22 protein-coding genes are annotated in these 26,118 nt (G+C 65.6%); 10 read left to right on the top strand and 12 right to left on the bottom strand.

The genetic code is table 11. The features are described 5' to 3' along the window. Positions 1-57: 57 nt before the first annotated feature. The gene (locus AC1DYN_RS11925; protein WP_477959638.1) at positions 58-498 is read left to right on the top strand and encodes an Hsp20/alpha crystallin family protein; all 441 of its coding nucleotides are present in this window, start codon (positions 58-60) and stop codon (positions 496-498) included. Here AC1DYN_RS11925 and tsaD read toward each other — a convergent pair. Next, on the bottom strand, positions 491-1,534 hold the full coding sequence (tsaD, locus tag AC1DYN_RS11920) for a tRNA (adenosine(37)-N6)-threonylcarbamoyltransferase complex transferase subunit TsaD (RefSeq protein WP_477959636.1): 1,044 nt from the start codon (positions 1,532-1,534) through the stop codon (positions 491-493). The two genes, AC1DYN_RS11925 and tsaD, sit on opposite strands and share 8 nt — an antisense overlap. Positions 1,535-1,696: 162 nt before the next feature. Between tsaD and AC1DYN_RS11915 the strand changes: the two genes are divergently transcribed. The 5 genes from AC1DYN_RS11915 (at position 1,697) to AC1DYN_RS11895 (ending at position 5,846) form a co-directional block, all read left to right on the top strand. Next, on the top strand, positions 1,697-1,987 hold the full coding sequence (locus AC1DYN_RS11915; protein ID WP_477959634.1) for a hypothetical protein: 291 nt from the start codon (positions 1,697-1,699) through the stop codon (positions 1,985-1,987). 48 nt (positions 1,988-2,035) lie between these two features. Beyond that, complete coding sequence (locus AC1DYN_RS11910; protein WP_477959632.1) at positions 2,036-2,677, top strand: ANTAR domain-containing response regulator; 642 nt, start codon at positions 2,036-2,038, stop codon at positions 2,675-2,677. Positions 2,678-2,886: 209 nt separating this feature from the next. Next, entirely contained in the window at positions 2,887-4,110 is a 1,224-nt protein-coding gene (locus tag AC1DYN_RS11905) for a CmpA/NrtA family ABC transporter substrate-binding protein (protein WP_477959630.1), read from the top strand. A gap of 33 nt (positions 4,111-4,143) precedes the next feature. Continuing rightward, positions 4,144-5,040, top strand: a complete 897-nt coding sequence (gene ntrB / locus AC1DYN_RS11900; RefSeq protein WP_477959628.1) for a nitrate ABC transporter permease — start codon at positions 4,144-4,146, stop codon at positions 5,038-5,040. Positions 5,041-5,081: 41 nt separating this feature from the next. Beyond that, a complete protein-coding gene (locus AC1DYN_RS11895) occupies positions 5,082-5,846 on the top strand; it encodes an ABC transporter ATP-binding protein (RefSeq protein ID WP_477959703.1) in 765 nt (254 codons plus the stop codon). A 133-nt stretch (positions 5,847-5,979) separates the two neighbouring features. On the opposite strand, the gene fdx is transcribed toward AC1DYN_RS11895, so the two are convergent. The 8 genes from fdx to AC1DYN_RS11855 all read right to left on the bottom strand — a co-directional run bounded on the left by fdx (position 5,980) and on the right by AC1DYN_RS11855 (position 11,962). Then, positions 5,980-6,318: an ISC system 2Fe-2S type ferredoxin gene (gene fdx, locus AC1DYN_RS11890; protein WP_477959626.1), complete on the bottom strand. Its 339-nt coding sequence runs from the start codon at positions 6,316-6,318 to the stop codon at positions 5,980-5,982. Between the two features lie 5 nt (positions 6,319-6,323). Next, a complete protein-coding gene (gene hscA, locus AC1DYN_RS11885) occupies positions 6,324-8,180 on the bottom strand; it encodes a Fe-S protein assembly chaperone HscA (protein WP_477959623.1) in 1,857 nt (618 codons plus the stop codon). Positions 8,181-8,184: 4 nt separating this feature from the next. Further along, positions 8,185-8,703 carry a Fe-S protein assembly co-chaperone HscB gene (gene hscB / locus AC1DYN_RS11880; protein WP_477959621.1) on the bottom strand — a complete coding sequence of 173 codons (519 nt, stop codon included), beginning with the start codon at positions 8,701-8,703 and terminating at the stop codon, positions 8,185-8,187. A gap of 61 nt (positions 8,704-8,764) precedes the next feature. After that, positions 8,765-9,088, bottom strand: coding sequence for an iron-sulfur cluster assembly protein IscA (gene iscA / locus AC1DYN_RS11875; protein ID WP_477959619.1), 324 nt, complete (start codon positions 9,086-9,088; stop codon positions 8,765-8,767). A gap of 4 nt (positions 9,089-9,092) precedes the next feature. Further along, positions 9,093-9,488, bottom strand: coding sequence for a Fe-S cluster assembly scaffold IscU (iscU, locus tag AC1DYN_RS11870; protein ID WP_477959617.1), 396 nt, complete (start codon positions 9,486-9,488; stop codon positions 9,093-9,095). A gap of 27 nt (positions 9,489-9,515) precedes the next feature. Next, entirely contained in the window at positions 9,516-10,736 is a 1,221-nt protein-coding gene (locus tag AC1DYN_RS11865) for an IscS subfamily cysteine desulfurase (protein ID WP_477959615.1), read from the bottom strand. A gap of 32 nt (positions 10,737-10,768) precedes the next feature. Next, positions 10,769-11,305 (bottom strand): Fe-S cluster assembly transcription factor, encoded by a 537-nt coding sequence (locus tag AC1DYN_RS11860; RefSeq protein ID WP_477959612.1) that lies wholly within the window; start codon positions 11,303-11,305, stop codon positions 10,769-10,771. 180 nt (positions 11,306-11,485) lie between these two features. Next, complete coding sequence (locus AC1DYN_RS11855) at positions 11,486-11,962, bottom strand: low molecular weight protein-tyrosine-phosphatase (RefSeq protein WP_477959701.1); 477 nt, start codon at positions 11,960-11,962, stop codon at positions 11,486-11,488. 1,282 nt (positions 11,963-13,244) lie between these two features. Here AC1DYN_RS11855 and AC1DYN_RS11850 point away from each other — a divergent pair. Continuing rightward, entirely contained in the window at positions 13,245-16,823 is a 3,579-nt protein-coding gene (locus AC1DYN_RS11850; protein WP_477959610.1) for a PAS domain-containing protein, read from the top strand. A gap of 267 nt (positions 16,824-17,090) precedes the next feature. Here AC1DYN_RS11850 and AC1DYN_RS11845 read toward each other — a convergent pair whose 3' ends face one another. Beyond that, entirely contained in the window at positions 17,091-19,679 is a 2,589-nt protein-coding gene (locus AC1DYN_RS11845) for a hybrid sensor histidine kinase/response regulator (RefSeq protein WP_477959608.1), read from the bottom strand. 659 nt (positions 19,680-20,338) lie between these two features. Next, positions 20,339-20,572, bottom strand: coding sequence for a hypothetical protein (locus tag AC1DYN_RS11840; RefSeq protein ID WP_477959606.1), 234 nt, complete (start codon positions 20,570-20,572; stop codon positions 20,339-20,341). Between the two features lie 1,210 nt (positions 20,573-21,782). Here AC1DYN_RS11840 and kaiC point away from each other — a divergent pair. Genes kaiC through AC1DYN_RS11825 form a run of 3 tightly spaced genes read left to right on the top strand, consistent with a single transcriptional unit; the run spans position 21,783 to position 24,782 of the window. Continuing rightward, positions 21,783-23,549, top strand: a complete 1,767-nt coding sequence (gene kaiC / locus AC1DYN_RS11835) for a circadian clock protein KaiC (protein ID WP_477959604.1) — start codon at positions 21,783-21,785, stop codon at positions 23,547-23,549. After that, entirely contained in the window at positions 23,546-23,872 is a 327-nt protein-coding gene (locus tag AC1DYN_RS11830) for a circadian clock KaiB family protein (protein ID WP_477959602.1), read from the top strand. The genes kaiC and AC1DYN_RS11830 overlap by 4 nt, the downstream gene beginning before the upstream one ends. Beyond that, a complete protein-coding gene (locus AC1DYN_RS11825; RefSeq protein ID WP_477959600.1) occupies positions 23,862-24,782 on the top strand; it encodes a Crp/Fnr family transcriptional regulator in 921 nt (306 codons plus the stop codon). Before AC1DYN_RS11830 ends, AC1DYN_RS11825 begins: the two co-directional genes overlap by 11 nt. 730 nt (positions 24,783-25,512) lie before the next feature. Here AC1DYN_RS11825 and AC1DYN_RS11820 read toward each other — a convergent pair. Beyond that, positions 25,513-26,118, bottom strand: a 606-nt coding sequence (locus AC1DYN_RS11820; RefSeq protein ID WP_477959598.1) for a fused MFS/spermidine synthase, incomplete at its 5' end; no start/stop codon positions are given.

Genomic DNA, 26,118 nt, shown 5'->3' with positions numbered 1-26,118 from the left:
TTCAGCGGCATGAGTTGCTGCGCGGTTGCAGCGATTGACTGAATTGTAGGAGCCATCATGTTCGTCCTGACCCCGACCACCCTGTCGTCGCGCCACGCCACCACGCTGTCGCGTGCCGTCGACCACCTGTTTGCCGAAACGCTGCGCAACACGCCGGCCCAGGCCCGCGTGCCCGCGCTCGACGTGCTGGAGAGCGACACCGCCTACACGCTGACACTGGACCTGCCCGGCCTCACCAAGGAGCAGCTGAAGGTGACCGTCGAAGGCCGCCGCGTCACGCTCGAAGCGGGCGAGGCGAAGGGTGCCGACGCCAAGGACGCCACCGACGGCCAGCGCGTGCTGTACCGCGAGCGCAGCGCCGCCCACTACGCGCGCACCATCGCGCTGCCGGCCGAGGTGGACCAGGCGAACTCGAACGCGAAGTTCGAGAACGGCGTGCTGACGCTGACGCTCGCCAAGCGCGTGCCGACCGGCGCGACGCAGATCAGCATCAGCTGATCGCCGCCGACAGCGACGCCAGCGGCCAGCGCGGCCGCACGTCGAAGCCGTAGTCGCGACCGGCCGCCTCGCCGCGCTGCAGGCGCATCGCGGCGGCCAACGCGATCATCGCGCCGTTGTCGGTGCACAGCGCCAGCTCGGGGTAATGCACCCTCACCTGGCGCTTCGCACATTCGGCGTTCAACTGGCGGCGCAACTGCGTGTTGGCGCCGACGCCGCCGGCGACGACCAGGCGCTTCAGGCCGGTCTGCTTCAGCGCCGCGAGCGACTTCTTCAACAGCACCTCGACGATCGCGGCCTGCGTCGATGCCGCGACGTCGGCCCGCTGCACGTCGTCCGGGTGCGGCCCGAGCTTGCGCAGCTGCGTCATCACGGCGGTCTTGAGCCCCGCGAACGAGAAGTCGAGGTCGCCGCTGTGCAGCAGTGGCCGCGGCAGAGCGTACGCATCGGCGCGGCCCTGCTCCGCGAGCCGCGCCAGCGCCGGCCCGCCCGGGTAGCCCAGGCCGAGCAGCTTGGCCGACTTGTCGAAGGCCTCGCCGGCGGCATCGTCGATGCTCTCGCCCAGCAGCTCGTAGCGGCCGACGTCGTCGACCCGCATCAGCTGCGTGTGCCCGCCGGAGACCAGCAGCGCGACGAATGGAAACTCGGGCGGATCGGTGGCCAGGAACGGCGACAGCAGGTGCCCTTCGAGGTGGTGCACGCCCAGCACCGGCTTGCCGAGTGCCGCCGCGAGCGCGCACGCGACGCCGGCACCGACCAGCAAGGCCCCGGCCAGACCCGGCCCGCGCGTGAAGGCCACCACGTCGACGTCGGCCAGCGACGCACCGGCCTCGCGCATCACCTGCTCGGTCAGCGGCAGCACGCGCCGGATGTGGTCACGCGAGGCCAGCTCCGGCACCACGCCGCCATAAGCCTGGTGCATCTCGACTTGGCTGTGCAGCGCGTGCGCGATCAGCGTCGGTACGCCGCCCGCCCCCGCCTCCACCAACGCCACCCCTGTTTCGTCGCACGATGATTCCACGCCCAGGACCTTCATCCGGCCAGTGTAGCCAGGGCGGCAAATCCACCACAGCCAAAACCAAGGGTTTACCCTAGATTTCTATCCGACCCCCTTCCATGAACGACGTCGTACGACTACTCTCGCACCGGAGCAGTGCCACGAAGCACCTGCCAACAACAACGTCGTTAGGGAACCCCCATGAAGGAATACCGCCTGATGGCATGGACGGAGCTGCCGGCTCCGTTCCATCGCACTGCCTACCGCCGCATGCTGAGCGACATGTCGCACCGGCACATGTCGGTCGACCAGCTGGCCGCCGTGGCCGGGCTGAAACGGCAGGACGTGCGTGTCTTCCTCGACGCGCTGGAGGCGCAGGGCCTGCTGGAGCAGCGCGAGTTCGACGAACCGCCGTCGGATTCGGTGTTCGACTCGCTGCGCCCGATCGGCGGCTGGATCCGCCGCGCATTGCACACCACCCCGCACGACTGACCCGTCCCGCCCCCCGCGCGTGGCGCGGATGTTGCTGCGGCTTCGTCCATGAAACCGCCGCGCGCACCGGTCCTGCGCATCGTCATCGTCGCCCCTGACTCGCTGGCCCCGGACGGCAGCGAGGGTGCGCCCGACCCGATCGAGGCGGAACGCTCGCGCACGCTGCGCATCGGGCTGCTGGAGAACGGGTACAACATCGTCGCGGTGCTGCCGGCCGACGTCTTCCTGCCCGACCGGCTGGCGCAGATCCAGCCCGACATGATCATCATCGACGCCGAGAGCCAGGCGCGCGACACGCTGGAGCACGTCGTGATGGCCACGCGCGATGCGCGGCGCCCGATCGTGCTGTTCACCGACGACGACGACACCACGCACGTGCCCGATGCGATCGCCGCGGGGGTGACCGCCTACGTCGTCGCCGGGCTCGCGCCGGAGCGCGTCAAACCGGTGCTCGACGTCGCGATGGCACGCTTCCGCCACGAAGAGGCGCTGCGCCGCGAGCTGGCCGATGCCCGCACCGAGCTGTCCGACCGCAAGGTGATCGACCGCGCCAAGGGCCTGCTGATGACGCGCCAGGGGCTCAGCGAGGACGCCGCCTATGCGCGACTGCGCAAGGCGGCGATGGACAAGGGGCTGCGGCTGGTCGACGTGGCGCAACGCATGCTCGACGTCTCCGACCTCCTGGGTTGACTTGGCACACGGCTTGCTTTGACCTCCCTCGGAAGGTCAACGGCGATCTTCCACAGCATCCGCGCGCACCAAGGTTGGGACGTGGCGGATCGGACGATGGCGTCCCCACTGGTCGGGTTCAACCCGGCTTCGTGCGGACGCCTTTTTGTTTTCTGCTTTCCGGGAACCTGAGCCACGCCATGACAAGCCCCCTCACGCGAAAGAACCTGATGAGCCGCCGAACCCTGATCAAAGCCGCCGCCGCCGGCGGTGCCGCCGGCCTCGTGCCGGGCCTGCAGAGCGCGGTGTACGCGCAAGGCTCCGACAAGCCCGAGAAGGAGGAAGTGCGCATCGGCTTCATCCCGCTGACCGATTGCGCGTCGGTGGTGATGGCCTCGGTGCTGGGCTTCGACAGGAAGTACGGCGTCAAGATCGTCGCGACCAAGGAGGCCTCGTGGGCCGGCGTGCGCGACAAGCTGGTCAACGGCGAACTCGACATGGCACATGTGCTGTACGGCCTGGTCTACGGCGTGCACCTGGGCATCAGCGGCCCGAAGAAGGACATGGCCGTGCTGATGACGCTGAACAACAACGGCCAGGCCATCACGCTGTCGAAGAAGCTGGCCGACAAGGGTGCGGTCGACGGCGCCTCGCTGGCCAAGGTGATGGCCGCCGACAAGCGCGAGTACACCTTCGCGCAGACCTTCCCGACCGGCACGCACGCGATGTGGCTGTACTACTGGCTGGCCAGCGTCGGCATCAACCCGATGAAGGACGCCAAGGTGATCACCGTGCCGCCGCCGCAGATGGTGGCCAACATGCGCGTGGGCAACATGGACGGCTACTGCGTCGGCGAGCCCTGGGGCCATCGCGCGATCATGGACGGCATCGGCATCACCGCGGTGACCACGCAGGACATCTGGAAGGACCACCCCGAGAAGGTGCTCGGCACCACCGGCGACTTCGTCAAGAAATATCCCAACACCACGCGCGCCGTGATGATGGCCGTGATCGAGGCCGGGCGCTGGATCGACGCCAGCCTGCAGAACAAGCTGAAGATGGCCGAGACGGTGGCCGACAAGGCCTACGTCAACACCGGCGTCGACGCGATCAACCAGCGCATCCTGGGCCGCTACCAGAACGGCCTGGGCAAGACCTGGGACGACCCGAACCACATGAAGTTCTTCAACGACGGCGCGGTGAACTTCCCGTACCTGAGCGACGGCATGTGGTTCCTGACGCAGCACAAGCGCTGGGGCCTGCTGAAGGAGCATCCGGACTACCTGGCCGTCGCGAAGCAGATCAACCAGGTCGAGCTCTACAAGCAGGCGGCCTCGGCCATGAAGGTGAACGTGCCGAAGGACCCGATGCGCAGCAGCAAGCTGATCGACGGCGTGGTGTGGGACGGCAAGGAGCCGGCCAAGTATGCCGACAGTTTCAAGCTCAAGGCCTGAACGGGCCCCCATCCAAGCGACAAGGAGTACGCCATGGTGAGTGCCGTCTTCCATTCCCCCGCCGGCTCGGGCAGCGAGGCGCCCGCGCCTGTCGCCGCCAAGCCGGTGCCTGCCGCACCGGCCCCGGTGCTGCCCAAGGCGCCGCGGCGCGCGTTCGACTGGAACGCGCTGCTGCTGAAGGTGCTGCCACCGGTCATCGGCATCGCGCTGCTGGTCGGCGTGTGGGCGCTGCTGACGATGAAGGGCGGCAGCTTCCCGACGCCGGCCGCCACCTTCACCGAGGCGGTGAAGGTGTTCTCCGACCCGTTCTACAGCAAGGGCCCGAACGACCAGGGCATCGGCTGGAACATCCTGTTCTCGCTGCAGCGCGTCGCGGTGGGCTTCGGGCTGGCGGCGCTGGTGGGCATCCCCGCGGGCTTCCTGATCGGGCGCTTCAGCTTCCTGAACCACATGGCCTCGCCGCTGATCAGCCTGCTGCGCCCGGTGTCGCCGCTCGCGTGGCTGCCGATCGGGCTGCTGGTGTTCAAGGCCGCGAACCCGGCCGCGATCTGGACCATCTTCATCTGCTCGATCTGGCCGATGGTGATCAACACCGCCGTCGGCGTGCAGCGCGTGCCGGCCGACTACCTGAACGTGGCGCGGGTGCTGAACCTGTCGGAATGGAAGGTCATCACGCGCATCCTGTTCCCCGCCGTGCTGCCCTACATGCTGACCGGCGTGCGGCTGAGCGTGGGCACGGCCTGGCTGGTGATCGTCGCGGCCGAGATGCTGACCGGCGGCGTGGGCATCGGCTTCTGGGTCTGGGACGAGTGGAACAACCTGAACGTGACCCACATCCTGATCGCGATCTTCGTGATCGGCATCGTCGGGCTGCTGCTCGAAGCGGCGCTGGTCGCGGTGGCCAAGCGCTTCACCTACGAGGAGGTCTGACCGTGAGCACAGCCAGTTTCATCGAAGTGCGCGATGCCGAGATGGTGTTCAGCACGAAGAAGGGGCGCTTCCACGCGCTGCGCGAGATCAACCTGTCGGTCGCGAAGGGCGAGTTCGTCACGCTGATCGGGCATTCGGGCTGCGGCAAGTCGACGCTGCTGAACCTGATCGCCGGGCTGACGCTGCCGACCGGCGGCTCGCTGATCTGCGATGCGCGCGAGATCGCGGCGCCGGGCCCGGAACGCGCGGTGGTGTTCCAGAACCACTCGCTGCTGCCGTGGCTGACCTGCCTGGAGAACGTGCACCTGGCGGTCGAGCGGGTGTTCGGGGCTCGCGAGACCAAGGCGCAGCTGAAGGAGCGTTCGCTGGCCGCGCTGGCGCTGGTCAACATGGCGCACGCGGCGGCCAAGCGGCCGCACGAGATCTCGGGCGGCATGAAGCAACGCGTGGGCATTGCACGCGCGCTGGCGATGGAGCCCAAGGTGCTGCTGCTCGACGAGCCGTTCGGCGCGCTGGATGCGCTGACGCGCGCCCATCTGCAGGACGAGCTGCTGAAAATCGTCGCCCGCACGCACAGCACGGTGGTGATGGTGACGCACGACGTCGACGAGGCGGTGCTGCTGTCGGACCGCATCGTGATGATGACCAACGGGCCGGCGGCAACGATCGGCGAGGTCCTGGCGATCGAGCTGGCGCGGCCACGCAACCGGGTGGAACTGGCGGAAGACGCCAAGTACGTGCACTACCGCAAGGAGGTGCTGGACTTCCTCTACACCCGCCACGGGCACGTCGAGCAAGCCGCCTGAGGAAAGCTGGCACGCCCCTTGCTCATACCCTTGCGGCAAGAGCGAAGCGCTTGTCGTCTATCTCCTCAGTAGGGCCCAGCCCTTTCCGGACCGCCTGATCCGCGTGGATCAGGCGGTTTTTTTATGCGCCGCTTCAGTGCTTTTCCTTGGCGTGGTTGATCGTGTACTTCGGGATCTCGATCGTCACGTCCTGCTGCGACAGGATGGCCTGGCACGACAGGCGCGACTGCGGCTCCAGGCCCCAGGCGCGGTCGAGCAGGTCTTCCTCGCTCTCGTCCATCTCGCCCAGCGACGAGAAGCCCTCGCGCACCACGACGTGGCACGTGGTGCACGCGCAGCTCAGCTCGCAGGCGTGCTCGATCTCGATGCCGTTCTCGAGCAGCGCCTCGCAGACCGAGGTGCCCGGCGGGGCGGAGATTTCGGTACCGGCCGGGCAGTACTCCGGGTGCGGCAGGATCTTGATGACAGGCATGGTGCTCAGACTTCCTCGACGCGCCGGCCGGCCAGGGCCTGCCGGATGCCGCGGTTCATGCGCTCGGCCGCAAAGGCTTCGGTGCCCTTGGCCAGCGCTTCGACGGCGGCGTCGATCTGGTGGTGATCTTCGGAATCGCGGCTCGCTTCGAGCGCCGCGAGCAATTGCGCGATCGCGGCCTGCTCGTCGGCGCCCAGCAAGTCGCCGTCGGCGTCCAGCGCCGAGCGCGTGGCCAGCAGCATGCGCTCGGCCTCGACGCGCGATTCGCGCAGGCTGCGCGCCCGCATGTCGGATTCGGCGGTGCTGAAGCTTTCGGTCAGCATGCGCGCGACCTCGTCGTCCGACAGGCCGTAGCTCGGCTTCACGGTGATCGCGGCCTCGACGCCCGACACCTCTTCGCGCGCGCTGACGCTCAGCAGCCCGTCGGCATCGACCTGGAAGCTGACGCGGATGCGCGCCGCACCGGCCACCATCGGCGGCATGCCGCGCAGCTCGAAGCGCGCCAGCGACCGGCAATCGCTGACCAGTTCGCGCTCGCCCTGCACCACGTGCAGCGCCATCGCGGTCTGGCCGTCCTTGAAGGTGGTGAACTCCTGGGCGCGCGCGGTCGGGATGGTGCTGTTGCGCGGGATGATGCGCTCGACCAGCCCGCCCATCGTCTCGAGGCCCAGCGACAGCGGGATCACGTCGAGCAGCAGCAACTCGTCGGCACCGGCGTTGCCCGCCAGCGCATTGGCCTGGATCGCGGCGCCGAGCGCGACCACCTCGTCCGGGTTCAGGTTGGTCAGCGGCGTCTTGCCGAAGAACCCGGCGACCGCCGCCTGCACCATCGGCATGCGGGTCGAACCGCCGACCATCACGACGCCCTGCACCTCGTCCTTCGCGGCCTGCGCATCGCGCAAGGTCTTGCGCACCGCCGACAGCGTGCGTGCGACCAGCGCGGCACCGAGCGTCTCGAACTGCGCACGCGTCACGCGCACCGACAGCTCGCCGGCCAACAGCGGGCTGGCGAGCGTGGCATGGTCGGCCGCCGACAGCTTCTCCTTCGCGGCGCGCGCGGCCACCAGCACGGCTCGCTTGTCCTGCGGCGTGTCGGCGCCGAGCCCGGCCTGCGCCAGCGCCCAGTCGGCCAGCGCGCGGTCGAAATCGTCGCCGCCCAGCGCCGAGTCGCCGCCGGTCGCGACCACCTCGAACACGCCCTTGGACAGCTTCAGCAGCGAGATGTCGAAGGTGCCGCCGCCCAGGTCGTAGACCGCATACAGGCCTTCCGAGCCGTTCTCCAGCCCGTAGGCGATGGCGGCTGCGGTCGGCTCGTTGATCAGGCGCAGCACGTTCAGGCCGGCGAGCTGCGCCGCATCCTTCGTGGCCTGGCGCTGCGCGTCGTCGAAGTAGGCGGGCACGGTGATCACCGCGCCGAACAGGTCGTCGGCGAAGGTGTCCTCGGCGCGGTAGCGCAGCGTCGCGAGGATTTCGGCCGACACCTCGACCGGCGACTTCACGCCGTCGACGGTGCGCAGCTGCAGCATGCCCGGTGCGTCGACGAAGTCGTACGGCAGCTTGTCGGCATGGGCCACGTCGCCGAGGCCGCGCCCCATGAAGCGCTTGACCGAAACGATGGTGTTGGCCGGGTCGAGTGCCGCCTGCGCGAGCGCCGCCTGGCCGATCTCGCGCCGCCCTTCGGGCAGGTAGCGCACGGCGGACGGCAGGATCACGTGGCCGGCCGCATCCGGCAGGCATTCGGACACGCCGTTGCGCACGGCGGCGACGAGGGAGTGCGTCGTCCCGAGGTCGATGCCGACCGCGATGCGACGCTGGTGCGGGTCGGGTGCGCCACCCGGTTCGGAGATTTGCAGCAGGGCCATGGTTCTATTGTCCCAGCGCTTCCAGCCGGTGATCGACGTCGTCGGCAAAGCGCTCTACGAACATGAGGGCTCTGACCTGCTGGGCCGCCGCGGTGAAGTCGCGGCGCTCGTCGAGCGTGGCCTGCAGCGCGGCGATGGCCTGCTGGCGGTGCGCGGCCACGTCGTCGGCGAGGTCTTCCACCTGGGCCAGGTCGGTCGCGTCGTCGAGCGCCTCGCGCCATTCCATCTGCTGCATCAGGAAGCTGCCCGGCATCGCGGTGTTGTTCTCGGCGTCGATGGCCGCACCGTTCAGCTCGCAGAGGTAGGCCGCGCGCTTCAGCGGGCTCTTCAGGCGCTGGTAGGCCTCGTTGACCCGCACCGCCCATTGCATCGCGACGCGCTGCGCCGAGCCGCCCTCGGATGCGAAGCGGTCCGGGTGCACCTCGGCCTGCAGTGCGCGCCAGCGCGCGTCCAGCTCGTCGCGGTCGAGCGCAAAGCGCCGCGGCAGGCCGAACAGTTCGAAATCGTCGCTATCGAGCTTCATCGGTCTCGGACAACAAAAAGGCGCGGCTTGCGGCCGCGCCCTGCTTCACATGCACCTGCGTCTAGACGCGGAACGACTCGCCGCAGCCGCAACGGTCTTTCTCGCGCGGGTTGCGGAACTTGAACCCTTCGTTCAGGCCTTCGCGCACGAAATCGAGCTGCGTGCCGTCGATGTAGGGCAGGCTCTTCGGATCGACCAGCACCTTGACGCCATGGTCTTCGAACACCGCGTCTTCCGGTGCCACGTCATCGGCGTATTCCAGCTTGTAGGCCAGGCCCGAGCAGCCGGTCGTCTTGACGCCCAGCCGGACGCCCACGCCCTTGCCGCGCTTGGTGATGTAGCGCGACACGTGGCGTGCCGCGGCTTCGGTCAGCGTGACGGCCATGATGTCAGTGGGCGGTTTGCGAGGCTTTCGCCTTGTAGTCGTTGACCGCCGCCTTGATCGCGTCCTCGGCCAGGATCGAGCAGTGGATCTTGACCGGCGGCAGYGCCAGYTCYTCGGCGATSTGCGTGTTCTTGATCGACAGCGCCTCGTCCAGCGACTTGCCCTTGACCCATTCGGTSAYCAGCGAGCTCGAYGCGATSGCCGARCCGCAGCCGTASGTCTTGAACTTCGCGTCCTCGATCAGGCCCGTCACCGGGTTCACCTTGATCTGCAGCTTCATSACGTCGCCRCAGGCCGGYGCGCCRACCATGCCGGTGCCCACGGTGTCGTCGCCCTTCTCGAAGGAGCCGACATTGCGCGGGTTCTCGTAGTGCTCAACCACTTTTTCGCTGTAAGCCATCTCAGTTCTCCAGGTACTGCTGCTTCTTCAGTGGGCCGACCATTGAATGGTGCTGATGTCGATCCCGTCCTTGTACATCTCCCACAACGGCGACAGTTCGCGCAGCTTGGCTACGCGTTCCTTCAGCGTCGTGACGACGTAGTCGATCTCTTCGGTCGTCGTGAAGCGGCCGATCGTCATGCGCAGGCTCGAATGCGCGAGTTCGTCGCTGCGGCCCAGGGCGCGCAACACGTAGCTCGGCTCCAGGCTCGCCGACGTGCAGGCCGAGCCCGACGACACCGCGATGCCCTTGATGCCCATGATCAAGGACTCGCCCTCGACGAAGTTGAAGGACATGTTGACGTTGTGCGGCACGCGCTTGTCGGCGTGGCCGTTCAGGAAGGTCTGCTCGATGTCCTTCAGGCCGTTGATCAGGCGCTGCTGCAGCATGCGCACGCGCTCGCTCTCGACGCCCATCTCCTCGCGGGCGATGCGGAAGGCCTCGCCCATGCCGACGATCTGGTGCGTCGGAAGCGTCCCCGAGCGCATGCCGCGCTCGTGGCCACCGCCGTGCATCTGTGCCTCGATGCGCACGCGCGGCTTGCGGCGCACGTACAGCGCGCCGATGCCCTTCGGCCCATAGGTCTTGTGCGAGGCCAGGCTCATCAGGTCGACCGGCAGCGTCGCCAGGTCGATCTGCACCTTGCCGGTGGCCTGGGCCGCGTCGACGTGGAAGATGATGCCGCGCTCGCGGCACATCGCGCCGATGGCCGCGATGTCCTGGATCACGCCGATCTCGTTGTTGACGAACATCACCGACACCAGGATGGTGTCGGCGCGCATCGTCGCCTTCAGCTTGTCGAGGTCGAGCATGCCGTCTTCCTGGACGTCGAGGTAGCTCACCTCGAAGCCCTGGCGCTCCAGCTCGCGCATCGTGTCGAGCACCGCCTTGTGCTCGGTCTTGACGGTGATCAGGTGCTTGCCGCGCGTCTTGTAGAACTGCGCCGCGCCCTTCAGCGCCAGGTTGTTGGATTCGGTCGCGCCGGATGTCCAGACGATCTCGCGCGGGTCGGCACCGATCAGCGCCGCCACGTGCTCGCGCGCCTTCTCGACGGCCGCCTCGGCCTCCCACCCCCACGCGTGGCTGCGCGACGCCGGGTTGCCGAAGTGCTCGCGCAACCACGGGATCATCGCGTCGACCACGCGCTGGTCCACCGGCGTGGTGGCACCGTAGTCCATGTAGATCGGGAAATGGGGCGTCATGTCCATGGCAATAGAGGCTGAATACGTCGGAGGACTGGTTACTTCGAGAACGTGGCCCCGCCGAGCGCGAACACCGAGTTCGGGGCCGTGATCTTGATGGGCTTGACGACCGGTTGGGTCGAGATGGCCCGCTTGATCGGCTGCTCTTCGATCGACACGCCCTTGGCGAGCTGTTCGTCGACCAGCTTGCGCAGCGAGATCGAATCGAGGTACTCGATCATCTTGGAATTGAGGCTGGCCCACAGGTCGTGCGTCATGCAGCGGCCGGTGTCCTCGCCCATGCAGTTTTCCTTGCCGCCGCAGCCGGTGGCGTCGATCGGTTCGTCGACCGCGACGATGATGTCTGCGACGGTGACCTCTTCGGACTTGCGACCCAGCGAATAACCACCGCCGGGGCCGCGGGTGCTCTCGACGAGCCCATGGCGGCGCAGCTTGCCGAACAGCTGCTCGAGGTAGGACAGCGAAATCTGCTGGCGGGCACTGATGGCTGCCAGTGCAACCGGGCCCGAGTGCTCACGCAGAGCCAGGTCGATCATCGCGGTCACGGCAAAACGGCCTTTGGTGGTCAGACGCATGAAATTCTCCTGAAGCCGATGGCGGCCAACATGTCAACGAAGCAGATGAGGGCGATTTCACGCTTGTCGAGTGCCCCGGGTCCCTGTCCGGGGGAACCCTCGGTTGATCCCGAGAGGTTTACTCAAGTATAGATGAAACCGACCTTTTTGGTCGGCATTGAGCCTGAAAGTTCCGTGGGGTTATTCGTTGTCTTGCCGGGCCAGATGCTCGACCAGCCCGGCACAGGCGTCCTCGACCAGGTCGAGCACGTGATCGAAGCCTTCGGGCCCGCCCTGGTACGGATCGGGCACCACCGGACTGGCGAATTGCCTCGCATGCTGTGTCAGACGACCCAGTTTGGTGCGGTGCTCGGGCGGACAGCGGTCTTCGAGTTCGGACAGGTTGTCCCAATCCATGGCCAAGATGAGGTCGAAGCGCTCGAAATCAGCAGGCGTGACGACACGCGCCCGAAGATTCTCCAGGTCGTAGCCGCGCCGCGCCGCATGCTTGATCGCCCGCCGGTCCGGGGGCTGCCCGCCGTGCCACGAGTGCGTGCCGGCCGAATCGACCTGCACGCGCTCGGCCAAGCCGGCCTCGCGCAGCTTGTGGCGCAGCACCGCCTCGGCGGTCGGCGAGCGGCAGATGTTGCCCATGCAGACGAAAAGCACCTTGGTAATCTTGTTTGAATTCAATAACTTAGCTCACTTTCCGCCGCCAAGATTCAGACCAAAGAGCAGCGACTTTCCGCGCGACGAATCAACAACTTAGCGATCGATAGTAAACAGGTTGCGACGCGAACATGCAAAGTGAGTGTCGCGCCTGCGCCTATGATCGACTCCTCGAAGGAAGGCGATGTGCTTCAGCTGCAGGTCAGTCAGCTCTGCAGCAGTTGCTGCCAGTCGGCGGGGGCCTCCGAAAGTCCGCTGACCGCGGCAATGCAGACGCTGAGAGGCGCCCTCGGCAACGCTGGATGAGCGGAGGTTCGTCTCCGCCTCGACCTGGCACGGCTGGACGTCCGCTCCGCGCGCCCGCGAGCTCACACAATCGACCCGTTGTGGGCAATCGACAGAGTGCGTTCCAGCGCCCGATAGCAGCCGCTCGACGTTGACCGTCAGTCTCTCCAACCGATCTTGTCGCCGATGACGTTCCAGACGCTACGAAGGACACTCTGATCTACCGTGGTGATAGTGATCAGAGAAGGCAGAAGGTCCGACGAGAAAGTTGCTCGCGTTTCGTCCAGCAAATACTAAATCTCCAAAAAATCTTCGCCTCGTTCGAACGGCGTCGGCGGGATTGCGACGACTTAGTGCCCACGAACCGCCACTTCGTTCAAAAAGTGTTCAACGCAGGGCCGCCACTCTGTGTTGTCGAACGAATTTCGTCACTCATGGCGCAGCCAGAGTTCATTGGGATTGCTTGTCGATCCCGGTCGGACCGGTTGGGGAACCATCCACGGCTGCGGCGCAAGATCTCCGTCGTGCAGTTTGCGCAGTTGGAGCATGTGACCGTCTCGCTGCGCGGAGTCGACTTCGTCACGCCAGTTGACGACGCCCTGGCGGCTGGGGCACAAGCGCCATGTGGTGCTGTCGGCGGCTTCGTTCCTGTTCGTGCCGGAGATCGTGGCGGGGTCGGACTTCGTGGCCCTGGTAACGGAGGTTCTGGTGCGAGACCGAGGGGACAGACTGCAGCTCGTTGAGCAGCCATTTCCCATGGAAGGGTTCGCGGTGGGGATGGTCTGGTACGAGTGGGAGCATGAGCTTGCGGGGCAGAGGTGGGTGACAGCGGCCATCGTTCACGGTTTCGAAAGTCGAATTGGCATTCCGCGCGTGTCCACTTCCGGCCTTCAACTCTCCCCGCCGAGGCGTACTCTGCGGCGTAGCGCTTGCTCCGGTGTCGCTTGCCCGACGAGAGGTTGTGCGCCGCAACATCGTCAGGCGACAACACCGGAACGAAGACACCATGCAGAAATCGGCCCTTTCAACCACGCGAGTGGCAGGCCTCGCCGTCGGGCTGCTCGGCGCGACCATGGCCGTGCGCTGGGTGTTTCAGGCGGACGCCATCGCGCACCTCATCCCCGGCTCCGAGCACGCAGGCATCGTCGACTCGCTGCTCTTCGTCGCGGCGAGCATCTGCCTGTTCAACGCCTCGCACCCCTTCAGCCCGGCCGCCTGGCTCACCCGTCTCTCTGCCATCTGCATCGCCGCCCTTATCGCGCTGCCCCTGGCCTACCTGTTCGAGGGCGTGACAGGCATCGGCCTGGGCATCGACATCGTCCGTGCCGGCACCGTCTCCACAGCGACCCATCCCCACCCCGGCCGGCTGTCCGCGAACGCGAGCCTGGGATTCCTGCTCGCCGGTATCGGCTTCTGGCTGAACAGGCAACGCTCCACCCGCCCCCGCCAGCTCATCTTCCTGACGCTGGCCCTGGTCGTTTCCCTCATCGGCCTGGCCGGACTCGTCGGTCACTTCGTGGGCCTGGAAACGCTGTACCGGGTGGCGAGCTTCAACCGGATTCTGCCGGTCACCGCGTTCGGGCTCTCGGTCGTCGGTGCCGGCCTGTGGATGCTCCATGAAGCAGGCCAGGCGATTGAACCCAAGGCGTTGCAAAGGACCGAGCAGCGCATCAAGCGGCGTTCGATCGCGGTCATCACGCTTGTCGCCCTGGCGGGTGGCGTTGCGGGTTTCGGCGTGATGCGCGATACCTTCGAGCGCTCGGTCGCGAAGGACATGCTTCTCATCGCCAGGACGAACGCGACTTCGCTGGCCCACACCATCGATGTGAGCCTGTGGTTTCCGAGGGCCGTTGCCACTCGGCCGGCCGCACGCCAAGCCCTGGACAGGCTGAGCACGGCACCCGACGACGCGGTGGCCAAGGAGTTCCTGCAGAGGGTTGCCGACAGCATCCTAACCACCGACCTGACGGGTGTGGAGTTCTACACCGCGAATGCCACGCGCGTGGCGCAGGCGGGAGCCATGACATCCGCGAAGATGCAAGTCATCCAGCGCCTGTCGAATACCGGGTCGACGACCATCCTGGCCTGGAAGGACGGCTACCTGCTCCTCACGGAAACCGATGTCCTCGTCGGGGAGCGCACCATCGGACGAGTGCACACCGAGCAGCGCATGCCGCTGTTCGATCGCCTGTTGGAGGACATCCGGGCGTCCCGCGACACATCCGACGTGGCGATCTGCGGCCGCGACCAGGACAAGCTGGTCTGTGCGCCGAACCGGTTCAGGCCGTCCGGATTCGAGCTGCCGATGTTCGACGCGGCCGGCAGCCCCGCCCTTCCGGTGGCGAGGGCCGTGCTCGGCGAACAGGGCGTGCAGTTCCTCGATGATCGGCGCGGCAACCCTGTCCTCTCGGCCTTCGCGCCGATCAAGGATTTCGGGCTCGGGTTCGCGGTGCGCACCGATGTCGAGACGCTTTATGCGCCGATGAGGTCACGCCTGAACCTTCTTGTGCTGGCGCTTGTCGGCATCGTCGCGCTGGCCATCTATGTCCAGCACAGCGAGGTGAGGCCGGTGCTCAGGCAATTGGTCGCGAGCCAACAGATGGTGAAAGCCATCCTCGACGACCAGTCCGAACTCGTCTCGCTCGTCCAGCCCGACGGCGAATTGAGCTACGCCAACCCGGCCTATGCGCGGCAGTTCGGACTGACACCTGCACAGATGGTGGGCAGGAATCTGTTCGACTACGTTGAGCCGGCGGAACACGCGACCGTTCGACTGGTCATGTCGGACGTGCTGTCGACGGGCAAGACTGCAACCAGCGAGAGCCGCATCAAGACTGCCGACGGAGCCGAGCGCTGGATTTCGCGGACCGACAGCCTTCAGCTCGACCCGTCGGGGCGGCCGATGCTTCATTCGGTCGGTCGCGATGTAACGGCCGAGCGAGCGCTTCGCACGCTGAGTGCCGTTTTCGACGCAACGACCGACTACGTCGTGCAGCTAGACCCGAAGGGCCGGGTCACCTACATGAACCCGGCAGCACGAGGCCGCACCGGGGTGGCGCTCGACGCGTCGATCGAACACCTGACGCTGGCCGACCTCACCCCGCCGCAAACCCTCGATCGGTTCATGTCGGAGGTATGGCCCGCGGCGGTGGCCAGCGGCGTGTGGGTGGGCGAGTCGCTAGCCTGGGATGCAGAGCGGCGGGAGTTCCCGGTCAGCCACATCGTCATCTGCCACCGCGACAAACAGGGCAAGGTCGAGTACTTCTCGTCCCTCATGCGCGATATCTCGGCCGCCAAGGCCGCAGAACAGGCGGTCCGTGCGAGCGAGCATCGGCTGCGCATGGTGACCGATCACCTGCCGGCGCTGATCTCCTACCTCGACTGCGACCTGCGCTTTCGCTTCGTCAACCGGACGTACCAGCAATGGTTTGGCGATGCAGCGGCGCCGCAGATCGGGGCGAGCGTGCGGGAGTTCTATGGCGAGCATGCCTGGGTGGAGATCGAACCCTGGCTGCGGGCGGCCCTGGAGGGCCAGGAGGTTGCGTACGACCGGGAAATGGTGCGCCCCGAGGGCCGTCGCCATGTGCAGATCACGGCGGTTCCTGATCGCGACGAGCGGGGCGTGATCGTCGGCCTGTATACCCTCGTCGCCGACGTCACCTCGTACCGCGAAGCGCAACGAGCTCTCCAGGAGAGCGAGGCCCGTCTGCGCACGGTGGCCGATGCGTTGCCGATGCGCGTGGCCTACATCGACGCCGACGAGCGCTATCGATTCAACAACCTGGCCTACGAGCGAGGGTTCGGCCGGCCGCGCGACGAACTTCACGGGCAGACCGTGCGCGCGCTGCTGGGCGATGCGGCGTACGGCATGATCGAACCGCACATTCGCGCCGCGTTGCGGGGAGAGGCTGTCACGTTCCAGAGCGAGATGACCAACGGCAGCCATGTCTGCTACGAGGCCCAGTACATCCCGCAGTTTGCCGCCGACGGCAGTACGGTGCTTGGCTTCCATGCCGTGGTCAGCGATATCACCCGCCAGAAGCTCGAAGAGAAGCGGCTGATCGAGCTGGCGCGCGTGGACCCGTTGACGGGCCTTGTCAATCGCGCCGGTTTCGAGTTGGGCGTCGCCGAGGCGATGGAGCGCTGCCGCACCACGGGTGCACTGATGGCGCTCATGTACCTAGACATTGACCGGTTCAAGCAGATCAATGACCGATACGGACACAACGCGGGAGACGCACTACTGCGGGAGTTCGCGGGCCGGCTGTCGCGGACCTTGCGCTCCAGCGACGCCGTCGCCCGCCTGGGTGGCGATGAGTTCACGGTGATCATGGAAGGCCTGCCAGCGCCCGATATGGCCTCCACCGTCGCCGCCAAGATCGTCCAGGCCATGAGGGCACCATTCGTGATCGACCAGCAGACGATCGATGTCACCACCAGCATCGGCCTGGCGTTCTACCAGGGTGAAGCCACGACCGTCGAGGCGCTCGTCAGGCAGGCGGATGTGATGCTCTACCAGGCCAAAGGCGCGGGCCGCAACAACGTCCAGGTGGCGCTCCGCCTTGTCGAAGGGGGGCGCGCTTAGCGGGCGAGCGCACCATCCGCTGGAAGGTGCAGGCAAACCCGCAATCCAGGTGCATCATGGTGAGCGGTCAACAACTACCGGCTGCTGGAGCCCATCGGCTACATCCCGCCCACCGAGCCTGAGGCAAACTACTATAGGGAACTCGCCGAGCAGGCCGTCATACCGACCTGACTTAAACCAACCGGCCTCCACGGAATCCGGGGCGATTTAAATAGCCCCGGTTCGACCGGATTGACCGGCCTTGGTTTGATGCTGGCGGCCGGGCGCTCACACGGTGGACTGCATAAAATCAGCGCCTCCGTGGCGAAGTAGTGCCTGACGCAGATCCTGCAGCTTGGGCGGTTTGCTCATCACCTCGTCCACGTGCTCGGGGCCATCCGCGTCGTCATTGAGCCCCTGTCCCCAACCGGTGAGCAAGATCACGGGCGTGGAGGGCGACAACTGCTTCACGGCGCGCGCGACCTTGTGGCCGTCGACGTACGGCATTCCGAGGTCGGTGAGCACGACCGATATGTGCGCGCCTCGGCTCAGTTCGGCCTTGAACGCATCGATACCGTCCTGTCCGGCGTTCGCTGCGACGACCAGATGGCCGTCGGCTTCCAGCATGGCCTGCACCGTCATTAGTACGACGGGGTCGTCATCCACCAGCAGGATGCGCATGGGCTTGGGCGTTTGCACATCGATGGACCTATCGTCGATCACGGAACTCGGTTTGTCCTGCACCAATGGGAAGCGCAGGACAAGCGTTGTGCCCTGACCAGGCTCGCTCCGGACGTCGATATCACCGCCGTGCCGCTGCATCGTGCCATATACCATCGCCAAGCCCAGTCCCGTTCCACGTTCCCCTTTGGTCGTGAAGAAGGGTTCGAGGCAGCGCCGCAACGTGTCCTCGTCCATGCCCGAGCCCGTGTCCGCGACCTCGATTTGAGCGCCCCCAGTCAGCGCGGCACCGGTGCGCAGGGTCAGCACACCACCCGCGGGCATCGCGTCCACAGCGTTGAACATCAGGTTGATCAGCGCTTCGCGGATCTCGCTTTCAACGCCCAACGCCAGCGGCAAATCTTGGACGAGATCAGTGCGCACCTGGATCACGATGCCGCGTTGCTGCGGCATGTCGCTCCAACGCGCACGCGTCAGGTCGACCACTTGTTGCACCAAACCGTTGATGTTCATTGAAGTCATCGGCAACGCTCCTTCGCGCTGCCGATAAAAGTCGCGCATGCGCGCGACCGTGGCCGCCACGTCGTCAATGGAACGCGCAATGGTGGCCAGGGCCTGGCGTCCCCGAGGCGTCAGTCCGGATTCATGTTCCAGCAGGTATTCGGTGTAGAGCGTAATGGGCGAAATTGCGTTGTTGATGTCGTGAGCGATGCCACTCGCCATCTGGCCGATGGCGCGCAGGCGCTCTTGCTGCATCGCGGCCAGTTGTGACTGGCGCAGTTCATCGTAGGCGCGTTGCAGCGCGCTGTGCAACTGCGCCTGGTGTGTGGCCAGTGCCACATGCTCGCTGAGCTGCTTCAGGAACTCGCAATCGCCGCTGCTGAAGCTGTACGGTGCACGCCGGGCGCAAGCCAGCACGCCGATCACGCTGCCTTCCACGATGAGCGGTGCCATGACGAGCGCACGCAAGCCGCTGCGCGCAAGACGCTGCGCGAAGGCCAGGTGAATTTCGTTGAGATCGGGTTCGTGCACCAGCTCGCCGCGCACGCATCGCGCCAAACCATTGCCGTTCACCTGGAGCCGGGCGCGTTCCGACAGAGCGAGCTCCTCGGCGAGCGCGACTCCGTGCACGCCCACCGCATCAACCGTCAGCGCACCCGCCGCGGCATCGTAGAGCAGGACACAGCCGAAGTCGATCGGTAGATGGTCTTCCAGACTTCGCACCACCACCTGGAAGATGCTGTGCAGATCCTGCCGCTGACCAATGGCGCGCGTGATGTGGCTCAGAAGATTCAGCCGCGCCAACTGCGCAGTGACTTTGATTTCGGCGCTGCGCCGCTCGGCGTCGGTTCGTCTGACGGACGCCGCCGTGCTCCAGATGAGCAAGGACAACACGCCGACTGTGGCGGTGACGTATATCGCAAGACCGGACTCCGTGCCGTACAGCCCAGCTTGCTCGCCCTGCAATCGGACCCAGCCCAGCACCGGCGGAAGAAGCAACGCGGCCGGCAGCAGTCGCCGTATCAGGAGTCCGCCCGCGTCTGGCGCCGCGGTAGCGGCCACGAGGCCGCGATCGGGTCGAGCGAGGAGCAGACCCACCGATAGCAGGAGAAACGCAATAACGCCGTGCAAGGCCACCGGGCTGCTGCTGCTGGGTCTATAGAGGGATGAGACCTCGTAGGCATAGCCGATGACTACGATGAAAGAGACAGATGCCACGGTCAGGGCTAGCGATTGTGCCGGCCATCGAGCGGCGGGCCAGTGTACGTCGATGGCAAGCAGCGCCAACCCCAGCAGCGTGAAGTTGAACGCCCCGGCCATTGGGATGCGCCCGGGGTGAGGGCCGTCCATTGAGCGTTCGACAATGACCAACTGGTCTATGCCTAGGTCATGGCCGACAAGATATTCGCCAAGCGTGAGCCCGCCGACGAGCACGACCAGGCTCGCGCAGGCTCGGCCCCAGACGGCACGGCTTGGGCGGCTCGCGAGCGCCCACAGCGAAGTGCCGCTAAGCATGAAGCAGAGCGCCGCGTTGAACTTCATCTCCGGGAAACCAGGGATGAGGGTACGGAGCGCTGCAATGTCGAGCAACCAGCCGCAGGCTACGAAGAGTCCGATGGCTGCAGCGAGCGCACCGCTCAGCCGAGCGATGGACTCGCTGCGTGCTGCCCACTCGGTTTGATCGTCCTTGACCACGGTCCTCCTCTCTCGCGCCTCTGTTCTCGAGGATCGGGGCGCGCACGCATCTTGGCCCAATCCGCTGGCAATGCAAGACTGCGCGCGACCAAAAGTCGTACATCATCTGATCGTCGACCGCGCGCAAGGCGTGGGCGATTGAGGCCGCATGGCTCCAAGAGCTCAGTTGCCCGCACCATTGTCGTATATCCGTCATCAGAATTGATGATGCCGATGGCTGCCCCAAGCGCTTGCGCCACCTGCACCGAAAGGCTTTCATCCTCTCGCAGGCACCGAACGATTGCCGCGGAGGTCAGCGGATGGTGTCAACGTCGGCTTTGCGGTGCACCATTTGATTTCTTGAATGCCTGACAAGGTCGATCGGAACCAGTCGCCGCACGAGCCTGAAGGCCAATGTCCCCGCTGCTACTGCACGCCGAGGACTTGGCGACGACACGGGGATCAAGCACTGCAGCGCCAGCGAGACCTCGCCCACTGGACAAGGTGCCATCCAGATCTAACGAATACAGGCGTGACAGGCCGATGACTGAGGTGAGCATTGGCGCGGCTTGACGGCCAATCGTCTCTTTCAAAGAGAGCGCCTTTTGCTCCGGTCCAGCCCGCCATTGGCAATCGAATTCCAAAGATCGGACCAGTGCCTCTTTCGATGCCGATGCGCCCTACAGGATCGGCATCGCATCCAAGACATTGGCAATTTTCTGACGCACCGCTGCCTCTGGCATCTCGTCCGCAGATACGAACACAAGGCCATCAATGAGAATTGGCGGCCCATTCCCGTGCACAGTGAGCTCGTAGTGAATCTCGTTGCTAGCCTTTCGGTGCCACTCTGCAAGGAAGGACAGCTCTTTACCTGATCCAGCATGGCGATGCTCCCCGCTGATCAACACGCTCATCGGTGCTCCTTCGTGCTAGCTCCATCAACTGCGGCAAGCGGCCAGCCGCGGCCTGCCATTCTGCTACCTAGCGACGGATTTGCGCTAAGAGGGAGCCGTCGGGGCTAGCGGACCTTCACGTTTCGCTCGCACAACTGCGGCTCGGCAGGGATCCTTGCTCAGTCTGTACCGGTAAGTCGCTCGTCTCCCTTGGGCAACAGTGCTGACCAACAGAGTCTCGATCGGAACTGAGCACGTCTTCGGCGAGCCGAAAGACGTCCTGACGTGCCGCGTGGGGCGAATCGAACAACGACGACGGAAGGCGTTCGAAGAACACTCGCGCGCCAACTGGCGGAAAGACCGTGAACAGAGCTAGAAATTGACCGTCGGAGACGGCCGTCGACCAAGCGGTGACTCGGTGGCCTCGTATCGTCGCAGTCTCCCTGATCCACATCGCGTGCGATCCATTGTTGCCTGCACAAATGATGCCCGCAGCGCGGCACTGAAGCTGTAGGAGGATGGCTCGACATTCACAAGCCCTCCACAAGTCTCCAGCCGCTCCGTGTGCGCGTCTTGCTCCAGCGAATGCGACTGTGCCCCATCCCTGAGGCAGATTGAAGTGACTGCCGTACGCCATGCAGGACATCGGCGCTGGCCAGCCGCAACCACGGCCGCAAGGAGGCCTCTGGATGATCCCGGCGCCGGACTGTTAACCCGTAGGTCCCTGGTTCGAGCCCAGGTCGAGGAGCCAATATTGACGGAGCCCGCAGCGATGTTGACCCCTTGTCGTTGGGACGGGATATTCGCCAGCAATTCGCAGCTTGCGAATATCCAGTAGTTCGGGGGCCTCACTGAACCCTGAACCGCAGCCTCTGGTGCGAGCAAAGGGCATCAAACGATTTGGCTGTTTGGCGCCAAGCCGCTCCAAGCTCCTCCACCGCAAGCACCACGTGAAGTGCCGGCGAGGCTCGGCACTGCGGATCGGCACACCACGACCTCTTCGGACCCGAATCGATCCGTTCTCGCTTGTGAAGCCATCGAATGCCGATGACACGCCTGCACAGGTGGACGTCATCGGCTCAAGTACCGGGCAAAGACTAGGCAAGCAACGCACACCTGCCCTCCACCCCGCTATGTGCGATAGCACACATACGCGGCCATGCGGCCGGTGTATACACATTTCCGGGGTCGCGATCGGCAGGTTGGGAAGCTCGGCACCTGCGATGGAACTGTGGCTCCCTCGAACCGGAGACCCGACATCGCAACCGCAAAAACATCCGTCCATCCGCTGGCCAAGCTGCCCACGGGCATCGACGGATTCGATCAACTCAGCCACGGTGGATTCCCGCGGCACCGCACGAGCCTGATCATCGGCGGCCCCGGGGCGGGCAAGACGGTGTTCGCGCTGCAATGCCTCGTAAACGGCGCGCGCCGACACCGGGCGCCCGGCATATTCGTGGCTTTCGAGGAAAGCCCGCGCCAAGTCATCGCGAACGGCGCCACCTTCGACTGGGGGCTTCCAGGCTTGGCGGCCAAGAAGCTGTTCTTCATGGATGCCCACCTGTCGCCCACGCTGGTGAAGGCGGGCGACTTCGACCTGGTGGGCATGCTGGCCATGCTCGCGGCCAAGAAGCAGGAGATGGGCGCGCAGTGGATCGCGTTCGACGGCATCGACGTCCTGCTGACCCTGCTCCAGGATCCGGCGGCAGAGATGCGCGAGCTCTATCGGCTGCGCGATTGGCTCGCGGACAACGCGTTGACCGCCATCGTGACGGCCAAGGCAGAGGGTCGCTCCGCCGAGGCCGGACACTACGGCTTCCTGCAGTTCATGGTCGACTGCGTGGTGCGGCTCGACCGGCGCCAGGAAGACCGCATCTCGGCATCGACCCTGCAGATCACGAAATACCGCGGATCGGGCTATGAGGCAGCCGAGTTCCCGCTGAGCTTCGGCCCCTCCGGCATCGAGGTGGGCGCCACCAAGCCGCCCGACATCGGACACAAGGCCTCGACGGAGCGTTTGAGTGCCGGGTTCGAGCGGCTCGACGTGATGCTGGGCGGCGGCGTGTTCCGCGGCAGCAGCACCCTGATCACAGGGGTGCCGGGCACGTCCAAGACCACGCTGGCCGGCAAGTTCGTCGAGGCCGCTTGCCAGCGCGGCGAGCGAGCGCTGTTCGTCAGCTTCGATGAGAGCGCGGACCAGATCATGCGCAATCTCTCGTCGGTCGGCATCCAACTCAAGGCGCACGTCAAGTCCGACCTGCTGCGGATGCATTCCGCCCGCACCGAAGGCATCAGCGCGGAAGAGCACCTGCTGAAGATCGGCGCGCTGATCCGCGAGTACCGGCCGCAGTGCATGGTGATCGACCCGCTGACGGCCATCGCCAAGTCGGGCGCACTGGGCGCGGCCCGCACCGTCGCGAACCGGCTCATCTACATGATCAAGGACGACGGGATCACCTTGCTGGTGACGGCCCTGAGCGAGACCGAAGGCCCGGGCGGCGAAGCCACCGACCTGCAGATCTCGACCATCGCCGACACCTGGATCCACTTGTCGTACCTGGTGCGAAGCGGCGAACGCAACCGCGCCCTCACGATCATCAAGTCGCGCGGCACATCGCACTCCAACCAGGTGCGCGAACTCGTGCTGAGCAACGCCGGGCCTTCGCTGTCCGATGTCTACACCGCCGGCGGCGAGGTGCTGATGGGCACGCTGCGCTGGGAGAAGGAGGCCGAGGAGAGCGCCAAGAAGATCCGGTATCGCGCAGAGGTCGATCACAAGCGCCGCGAGCTGCAGTTCGCCGAGGCCAACACCAGTGCCCAGATCAAGGCGCTGCAACTGAACCTCGAAAGGCAGCGCGCCGAGTTGAGCCTGTACGCCGGGGAGGACGACGTCCATACCGCCTCGTCGAGCCAGCGCGAGAGTGAGTTGCGCAGAAGGCGCGGCGCGGACCCCGCCGAGGGCCCGGCGAGGAAGAGCGGAAACGGGGCCGCAAGATGACCCGCCGCACAGTCAAACCCAAGCCACAAGCCGCCGAGTTCACGACGGTCGTCGTGCTGCGCCTGTACGTCGCCGGTGGAGCGCCCAACTCGATGCAGGCCATTGCCAACCTCGAGGCCATCTGTGCCGAGTACTTGAAGGACGGGCACAAGCTGGAGGTGGTCGACGTGCTCGAAAATCCGCGGCGCGCGATGGCCGAAGGCGTGCTCGTCACGCCCAGCCTCAGCAAGCTGTCGCCGCAACCGGTGGCGCAGGTGATCGGAAACCTCAGCGACAAGCGGCAGGTCATGCTGGCGCTGGGGCTGAAGCCCCATGGCGAGTGACGACGCCCTCCGGGACATCCGGCCGTTGCCGGGTTCCGTGCGGCTGCGCAGGGCGCTGCAGGAGCTGCCCCGTGACGGTGCCGAGCAACGCGCCATCGAGGCAGGCGAGATCGACGCCGTCATCGACTACCGCGGCGCCAACGTCATCATGTTTCCCATGGCGCGGCGTGCGTTGCGCGCCGCTGCCAGCAGGGCTTCTGCTGCAAGACGGAAAGCGGCGCTTGAAATACCGCGCGCCAACGCCGTTCTCGCCGCCCTGCCGCGCGAGGAGTATCTGCGCCTTCTGCCCGCGCTCGAGTTCGTCACGCTCGGGTTTGGCGCGGTGCTTCACGAAGCCGGCGCGCCGATTCCGTATGTCTATTTCCCGCTTGATTGCGTCGTCTGCCTGTTGACCACAACCGACCCTGAGCGAAGGGTGGAAACCGGGATGGTCGGCTACGAAGGAATCGTCGGCGTGTCCCTGGGCCTCGGCGTGGACGTCGCATCCGTTCGGGCAGTAGTGCAGACTGCAGGGTCTGCCATGCGAATGTCGGCTGCGCGCTTTAGCCGGGACTTCCGGCGGTCCCCGTGCTTGCAGCATGAGCTCTATCGCTGCGCCTCGGCGAAGCTGGCCCAGGCGAGGCAAACCGCCGCCTGCATCGCTTCCCACCACTTCGAGCAGCGCCTTGCCTGTTGGCTGCTGATGGCCAGTGACCGATCGAGGTCGGAGGACCTGTTCCTGACACACGAGTACCTGGCCACCATCCTGAACGTCAGGCGTGTATCCGTGACCATGGCATGCACCTCTTTGCGGTCGCGCGAGCTCATCACGTACGTCCGCGGCACGATCAGGATCCTCGATCGCGCCGGCCTGGAGGCGGTGTCATGTGCCTGTTACCGGAGTGTCGGGTTCCCGCGCGCGGTGGCATAGACCCCGCGGTGATCTGTCCACTTGCTCGCTCTCCGGCGGGTCAATGCCTCACCTGGGCAGAGATTTCGGCCAGCTTCGCGTCGATCATCTGCCTCGCCGCAGTCGTCGCGCCCGCCAACGCACCGGCAGAGGACTCGAATTCAGCCGTTGGAAACTGCTGCCACGACTCGTCGCAGGCGGCGTTGGCCGCGACTGAGAAACTGGATGTGAAGCGTTTCGCCGGCTCCTGACCCAACGGATCCGTTTCGATCCAGTCTGACGGGGGGCTGACCTCCGCCCAATGCGTGGTGATTGAACAACCTCTGTAGCTGGAGTACCGCTGGTTTGACATGATTGCGCCCTGATCCGTATCACGTGGGGCTCAGGATGCGCCACGGTTTTGAATGCCCGCGTCGGAGGCACGCCTGGACTTCCCGGCGTCAACATGCGCCGTCCTTGTAGGCCAAGGCCCCGACTCAACCCAATCGGAGTACGCTCATACGAGCCTCGGCGTCGCGGCCAATGTGCCGCTACGCATCGCGTCTGCAGTTCTGGTTCGTGCCACTCGCTGGCGCCAGCCAGAACGGTCATTGATCAGCGAATTCCTTACGGTCCGTGATCAAAAGCTCCCAATCTCGAATGCAACGACCGCGATCGGTGGTAGCCCTGGCGATCCAAGCTGACAAACCGCCGTTGGGCTCAGCTCCGAACAATGGCTCGCGACATTCGGAAGACAGTCAGGCTCCGCGACTCAGCAGAGAAATCGCATCGCTCGCTCGATGCGCCCCAAGGTCAATCGCAGCGTCTGCCGGTGAACGGCGGCCAAGCCGTCCAAGCGACCATCAAGATCCGCTGTGACCTCTCGAAATCCGGGAGCCGCTCCGGCCAGCACGATCAGGTTGCTTCCGCCATCCGCCGGGACCGCGAGTGCAGCCCCTCCGAACGTGCTGGCAATTCGGTCCCGTAGAAGGTCGCACTCGGGTGTCTCCCCCTGCAGATTGACAACCATGACACCGGCGTCAGTGAGCGCCATTCGGCACGAATCGTAGAAGGCCTGCGTGCACAGCTGCTCAGGCTGCCCGTCGTAAGTAAAGCCGTCGACCATGATGACGTCATAGCGGCGATCGAGGGTGGCCACGAACCTTGCCCCGTCGTCACACACGACGCGAAACCGGTGATCGTCCGCGGGCACGGCGAAGGCGTCGCGCAACTCGATCACGTGGGGGTTGATCTCCACCACGGTGATATCGGCATGCGGGAGGTACCGGTGGCAGTACTTGGGCAAGGAGCCACCACCCAGCCTGTTGATTTCCATCCAGAACTGACCCACTGAGCCCGAGGATTTCCATCCAAAACT

Source organism: Rhizobacter sp. P2_D12 (genome assembly GCF_056404395.1).
The sequence above is the reverse complement of the archived record's forward strand: the minus strand, read 5'-3'. Positions and strand labels throughout refer to the sequence as shown.